Consider the following 6643-nt stretch of genomic DNA (forward strand, 5'->3'; position numbering starts at 1 on the left):
CTCGAGGGCGGGCGGCTCGTGGGCGGGCGGCTCATGGGCGGGTGGCTCGTGGGCGGGTGGCTCGCGCCCCGGAGGACCGGCCCTACCCGCGCGCCGTATCCGTCATCGCCGACATGAACCCCTGGTCCAGCATGGTCCCCACGGAGGTGTCACCGGCGGTGCTCAGTCCGGCGTCGTGACAGGCCACGCTCAGCAGGTACCGGTCCATCACCGGATAGGTGGCGAACCCCCACTCGCCGCGCGTGACGACACTGCCGTCGGGGGCGGTCAGCCGGCCGCCGCTGAAGCCGAACTCCTTGAACGCGAACCGCAGTCCCTGCCCGAGGGCCTTGCTGTAGGCCTCCTTCAGGGTCCACAGGCGCAGCGCGTGGGCGCCTCGCTCCCCCTCCGGCAGTCCGGCCAGCTCCCGGGCCTCGGCCGGGGTGAAGACCTGGGTCTCCAGCAGCTCCAGGCGTACGGGCCGGTCGGCGGGTTCCACGTCCACCCCGATGCGGCCGATGCGGCTGAGGCCGACGGCCATCAGGTCACCGGTGTGACTCAGGCTCAGTTCGATCTGGTCGAAGCCGCGCAGGTAGGGGCGCCCGCCCAGCCGGTAGGCGAGGTCCAGGTACTCGGGCGGGACGGCCAGGGCCGCGGCGGCCGTGTACTTGATCAGCAGCCGGGACGCGGCGAACCGGTAGCGCACCACCGCGTCGGGAGTGCGCCGGTAACGCTGCCAGTCGGAGCCGAGCAGTTCCCGCAGCCGACGGGTGGTCAGCACGCTGGGCAGCCACTCGCTCCAGGTCGTGCAGACCAGCGCGTTGCCGAGCTGGGAAAGGTTCTCCCGCACCCCGGGCCAGGGCCCGGACGGCCGTGACACGTGAAGGGGCACGGCACATCTGACCCGGTTCATCGTCGTCTCCCTGCGTGTGGTCTCTCGCCGGTCCCCCCGGCGGAGTCGAGGGCGTCGTCGGACGTACCCGGCACCTCACCGGCCCGCACACCCCCGCCCGAACATCTCCGACAAGCGTCTCCGTACGCTCAGCAGGCCAGTGGCGTGCCGTACAGATCCAGGCTGCGCCCGTGACGGCAGCGCCCGAGCACCTCCGCCAGGACCGTCTCCTGCACCCCCGCCGGCAGATCCGGCACCGGGGCGCCGAGTCTGCGGCCGATGCGGCTGAGCACGAGCACCGCCCAGGCGGGGTCGGCCAGGAAGGTGTCGCCGCCCGCCTGGCCCTCCCAGACGCCGAGGCAGGCGGCGGCGGACAGCACCAGGGCGTAGCGGTCGGCCAGGGCGCAGGCCACCGGGTCGAACGCCGTGCTCCCGGCGGCGGGCAGCGCCGCGCACCGCGCGCGCAGCACCCGCAGCTCCTCCACCAGCGTCCGTGCCAGCGCGGCGAGCGCGGCGTGCAGCGGCCCGGACGACGCCTGCCCGGCCAGCCGTTCGGCGGCCCCGATCAGCGTCGCCGTGAGCAGGTCGTCGGTCCCGGAGTGGGTGAGCCTGCGGTGGTCGAGCGGCGGCACCGGGGCCCCCGGCCGGAACAGTTCGGCGGGCGGTTCCTCGGTCCGGAACCACGCCGTACGCGCCAGCGCCGGCAACTGGGGCACCAGCACCGCCTGGCAGACGGCCGTCCCCGAGTGCCCGAGCCCGGCCACGGGCAGGTCCCGGGCGAGCTTCTGGAAGCCCCCGTACAGCGGCCCGCGGTCGTACCCCCGGGCGCCGAGCACGGCGGCCAGCTCCTCCAGGTCCTCACGCAGCAGGTCCGGCATGGTGTACTTGACGGCCGCCGCGAGCAGGTACGCGTCCTGCGGTACGAGGCTGAGCGCGCGCAGTCCGGTGACGGCCATGGCGTCGCAGGCCAGCAGGTCCGCGAACACCCCGCTGAGCGCCTTGTGCCAGCGGCGGGCGGGCTGTCCGTCGGGCCGGTTCTCGGTGGCGGCGCGCACGGCCAGCCGCAGCACGCTGTCCACGCCCGCGAGCACCGTGCCCGGGATGAGGCAGTGGCTGATCTGGAAGCTGCGCAGGGCCAGGGTCACGCCCTCGCCGAGGGAGCCGACCAGGGCGCTCTCGGGCAGTGTCACGTCGTGGAGCTGGAGCTCGTGGAAGCGGGCCCCGCGCATGCCGGGCATCTCCACCCGCGCCGGCCTGCGCACCTCGCCGGAGGCGGGCGGCCCGGGCAGCAGGAGCACCGAGTGGCTGCCGGAGCCGTCCTCGGTGGCGGTGCGGGCGTAGACGACGAACGTGTCGGTGCGGTCGGCGTTCATGACCGCGTCCTTGCTCCCGTTCAGCAGGAAGCCGCCGCCCGGCGTGCGCACCGCGCCGACCTCGCGGCGCAGGATGGCGTTGGCGTGCGCCACCTCGCGGTGCACGATCGCGACCCGGCCGCCGCCGAGCAGCACCTCGGCGAGGGCCGCGCGCTGGGACGCGTCGCCCGCGGTCCACACCGAGGAGGCGGCGAACAGCGAGGTGACGCCGAAGCCGTAGCCGAGCGCGAGGTCGCGGCGGAAGAGCGGGCGCAGCACGCGGGCGAGCTGTTCGAGGTCGGTCAGCCGGCCGCCGAGGTCGTGGGGCACGAACTCGGCGGACAGCCCGTGGCCGGCGAGCAGCGCCTCGGTGGCCGCGGGTGCCTCCCGGGTGTCGTCGGCCCGCACCAGGGCCAGGTGCCCGTGCGGGTTGCCGGGGTCGAAGGGGTCACCGAGCGCGGCCTCCAGCCGGGCGGCACGTCGGGGCTCGCCGGCGTCCCACACCGTGGCACGGCCCGGGGTGGGGCCCGGAGCGGGGCCCGCGCCGCGCCCCAGGGCGGGACCCGGGGTGGGACCCGTGGTGGGACCCGTGGTGGGACCCGTGGTGGGGCTCGTGGTGCGGCTCTCCCCCGCGGGCCCGGCGGCCGTGCCGGTCGCGGCGGTCACAGGACCCGCACCACGCCGGAGGCGTGGCGCGCGGCGTGGGCCAGCACGCGCCGGCCGGCCCGGCCCAACTCGTCGCACACCCGCCGGGCGGCGCCCTCGCCCGGCCCGGCGGCGTCGTCACTGAGCAGCACGTTGTGCCGCACGGTCACGTTGACGCCCGACTCGTCGGGCTCGACGGACCATTCGCCGGTGTAGGCGGCCAGCGGTCCGGACGTCCGCGTGTGCTTGTGCACGATGCGGCCCGCGCTCGGGAAGCTGATGCGCACCGCCCCGGTGCCGGTCGCGGACCGGCCGTCCAGGGTGACCACCTGGACCCCCGGGGTGTCTTCCAGCACGGCCAGCGGACGCGTGTCCGCCAGGTCCTCGGGCCAGTCCGCGGCCCGGTGGAGGAAGTCGAAGATCAGCTCGGCGGGCGCCTTGACCCGCACGGTGTCCTCGAAGGTCGCCGCGAGGTCGTCCAGGCGGGTCCAGCGCTCGGCGAGCCAGGCCAGCCGGTCGAGCTGGGTGCGGCTGTTGGCGCGGGTGACCCGCTCCACCCAGGCCACGTCGGCGGGGGCGTCGCCGGCCACGGTGAAGGCGTGCTCCAGGGTCACCCGGGATTCGTCGCCGAAGGGGCGCACCGTCCAGGTCCCGGACATCGACTCGACCGGGGCGGAGGTCAGTTCCTGGCGGAACTCCACCCGCCGCTGTCCGACGTCCAGGCGCCGGTGTGACACCCAGGAGCTGATCCTGTCGCCCGCGAGGGCCCACATGCGCAGGCGCTCCCGCGTTCCGTCGAAGTCCAGTTGCTCCACGTGGACGCACGGGGGGAAGAACAGCGGCCACACGGTGGCGTCGGCGATCAGTCCGTACAGCACTCCGGCCGGGGCCGGGGCGGTCACTTCACAGGCAGTACGGTGCACTCGCGCTTCCGGCATCGTCCACACCCTTCGTCGTCCAAGGCGTCTGTCCGCCGTGCCGGTTCCCTGCTCGGCCGCAGGCGTGCCGCGGTCCACCGAGGGCGGGCGGCTGCGGCGGGGCCCGTCGTGCTGCGGCTGTCCCCGACCTTGTCCGGAACCGCTCGGGATCCGCACGCGCCTCGCTCGCGTCCCGCTGGAGCGGGCCCGGACCTCCGCCCGGTGAGCGCTCCACCGGAACCCGGCGAATCCTCGAGCCCGGCGGCGGACGGTGACCTCCCGTGCGCCGTCGCCCCGGCTCCCCCGGGCCGGCCGCGCCGGTCACAGAAGCGATCCGGGAGGTGCCAGGGATGGGGCGCTTGCTCTTGTGCCCACGCCGGTTGGTCCGCGGCCTGTGGGAGGGACTGGTCACCTACGGAAGGCTGTGCATCGTCGGCGACACGGCTCCGTACGAGGACGCGCACCCGCGAGCCCTGTGGCGGGACCCGCCCCCGGGCCACCCGGAACGCCTGCGCCCCGACCTGCCCCTGACGGACCTCGAACGTCGCCTGGCCCGCGAACTGACCACCGACGGCCAGCAGGACCGCAAGGCCGCATAGACCAGCCCCGGTGGTGGAGGGGCTGATGATGCGGGTGAAGACAACTGCATCAGCCACGACCGCCAAGGGCCCCGCCCCCGCCGGGGTGGCGGGGAAGCGGGGCCGTGGTCCTGCTCTCGTCAGTCGGTGCCGGCCGTCTGCTTCTCCCGATGCTTGAGGAGGAGCAGGAAGCACTTTTCGAGCTCGTCGGCGGGCATCTTCCGGATCAGGTGGTGGGCGATGAAGACACCGTCGTCGTAGGGCAGCTGCCGCGGCGGTCCCTCGGTGGGCGGCTTCGCAGTGGCTCCGCCGGCCCGGGGGTCCGGGATCGCCTCGGCTGCTCTCGGCGCAGGAGCCGGGGAGGTTGCTGAGGTGGGTGGTGTTTCAGTGGCGGCCGGGCCCGGGGGCGCGGACGGTTCTACGACCGTGCAACCGTCCGGTTCTACGACCGTGAAACCGTCCGGGGCTGCGGGCGGAGAGCCGGCGGGGGCGTATACCGCGGTATACGTTTCCGGCTGCTCCGTGCCGACAGCAGCGGCGTTCGCGGGCGCGGTCGCCGCTGGTGCGGCCGGTGCCTGCTGGGGCGGTGCCGGCTGTTCCTTCTCCCGCTTCCAGGTGGCGTACTGCTCGTCCGGGGGCAGAGCGGCGAACCGGCGCATGTCCCGGAACGCGGTCAGTTCCCCCTGGAGGACGAGTTGCACCATCTCGTCGGACAGGCGCAGCAGCCCGATCCGCTGGTTGAACCATGCCTTCGACTTGCCCATCGCGCGGGCGGCGGCGGCTTGGTTCCCGTCGTGGAGTTCGAGCATGGCCCGCAGGCCGTCGGCTTCCTCGATGGGGTTGAAGTTGGCGCGCTGCACGTTCTCCGACAGGACCGCGGCGAGGAACCGGACCCGGGTCTCGGTGAGGTCGTGCCGCAGCATCAGGTCAAGGCTGTCGAGGCCGACCTGGCGGGCTGCGCGCCAGCGGCGTTCGCCGGCGGCCATGACGTACCGGCAGGTGTCGGGCAGTTGGTCTTCGTGCTCCGGGTACAGCTTCAGGTAGGCCGCCTTGCTCACGGCCACGCAGGGCTGGAGCTGCCCGTTGCGCATGTCCTCACCGAGTTCGGCGAGTTCGGTCTCGTCGAAGGCACGGCGCGGGTTGAGGGGGGTGGGGGTGACGGTGTCCGGGTGGACGTGGACGAGGTCGGGGCGGCTGGCGCCGGGGACGGCCTCTACCTTGCCGGCGGCGAGGGAGGCGAGGGATACACGCTTGCCTGCCATCAGCGGCGTCCTCCGTAACCGCGCTCCAGGGCGAGACGGAAGTAGTCCTCGCGGGCCCGGAGAGTGGTGCCGTTGTCGGCGTACTGGGTGACGACCTTGCCTTCGGACGCCGCACGGGTGTGGATCTTGTAGCGGCGGATGACGGTCTTCGCACGGGACCAGCCCATCGCGTCGATGTAGGCGATGGTGTCCTCGAGGTCGGCCTTGCCGTCACGGGGGTCCCAGGCGTTGATGACGACCGTGTAGGGCAGGCCGCGGGGAACGATGACCCGTTCGATGGTGCGGGCGGTCGGGTCGAACGCGAGTGGCTCGGGCGGCATGGGGACGAGGACGTCGTCGGCGACGTCGAGAGCGGCGGCGAGGATGTGTTCGTTCTCGAGGCTGCCGGGTGTGTCGATGAAGATGTGCTGCCGGTCGTCGCTGGAGCCGAGGACATCGTGGGTGACGGCGGCGAGGTTGACGGCGGTGGTGGTCTTGCCGACGCCGCCCTTCTGGTTGGCGATGACGTGGATCTGCGCGCCCAGGCTCTTCAGACCGGCGAGGCTGTCGGGGTCTTCGTGGGCGGCGGCGAAGTCGAAGGGGAGGTTGTCGCCGACGCGGTCGGCCCACCAGATCGTGGACCCCTGGGGGTCGGTGGACACGACGAGGACTGAGGAAGGCATGGTGCTCCGTTTCCGTGTGCTTCCCGGAGCGGACTCCGGTACTCGGACGGGACATAGCTTTTCAGATGGGTCGGGCGCGGGGTGGGATTGGGTTGGTTTCGGTGGCGCCGCGGGGCGGCGTGTATACCGCGGTATACGCATGCGGCTCGCCGAGCCCGGGGGTGGGGCGTCGGGTGCGGCGGCGCTTGAGAGGGGGCTCAGGTGTATACCGCGGTATACGCATGCGGCTCGCCGAGCCCGGGGGTGGGGCGTCGGGTGCGGCGGCGCTTGAGAGGGGGCTCAGGTGTATACCGCGGTATACGCATGCGGCTCGCCGAGCCCGGGGGTGGGGCGTCGGGTGCGGCGACGCTTGAGAG

5 protein-coding genes and 1 pseudogene are annotated in these 6643 nt (G+C 73.6%); 1 reads left to right on the forward strand and 5 read right to left on the reverse strand.

Annotation, left to right across the window (positions count from 1 at the left end; genetic code table 11):
* Positions 1–82 precede the first annotated feature (82 nt).
* The 3 genes from KUM32_RS09615 to KUM32_RS09625 form a co-directional block, all read right to left on the reverse strand.
* Positions 83–829, reverse strand: a complete 747-nt coding sequence (locus KUM32_RS09615) for a 4'-phosphopantetheinyl transferase superfamily protein (protein WP_308408627.1) — start codon at positions 827–829, stop codon at positions 83–85.
* A 191-nt stretch (positions 830–1020) separates the two neighbouring features.
* Positions 1021–2889 (reverse strand): acyl-CoA dehydrogenase, encoded by a 1869-nt coding sequence (locus KUM32_RS09620; RefSeq protein ID WP_217141404.1) that lies wholly within the window; start codon positions 2887–2889, stop codon positions 1021–1023.
* Positions 2886–3770, reverse strand: coding sequence for an SRPBCC family protein (locus KUM32_RS09625; protein ID WP_217141405.1), 885 nt, complete (start codon positions 3768–3770; stop codon positions 2886–2888). Before KUM32_RS09625 ends, KUM32_RS09620 begins: the two co-directional genes overlap by 4 nt.
* 365 nt (positions 3771–4135) lie before the next feature.
* Between KUM32_RS09625 and KUM32_RS09630 the strand changes: the two genes are divergently transcribed.
* A complete protein-coding gene (locus tag KUM32_RS09630; protein ID WP_217141406.1) occupies positions 4136–4384 on the forward strand; it encodes a DUF6059 family protein in 249 nt (82 codons plus the stop codon).
* A gap of 119 nt (positions 4385–4503) precedes the next feature.
* Here the strand turns inward: KUM32_RS09630 and KUM32_RS09635 are convergent, their stop codons facing one another.
* The gene (locus KUM32_RS09635) at positions 4504–5625 is read right to left on the reverse strand and encodes a ParB/RepB/Spo0J family partition protein (protein ID WP_217141407.1); all 1122 of its coding nucleotides are present in this window, start codon (positions 5623–5625) and stop codon (positions 4504–4506) included.
* Between the two features lie 446 nt (positions 5626–6071).
* Positions 6072–6149 (reverse strand): annotated as a pseudogene (locus KUM32_RS45230) (ParA family protein); the annotation flags it as partial.
* Positions 6150–6643 lie beyond the last annotated feature (494 nt).

Source organism: Streptomyces sp. AC627_RSS907, assembly GCF_019049165.1.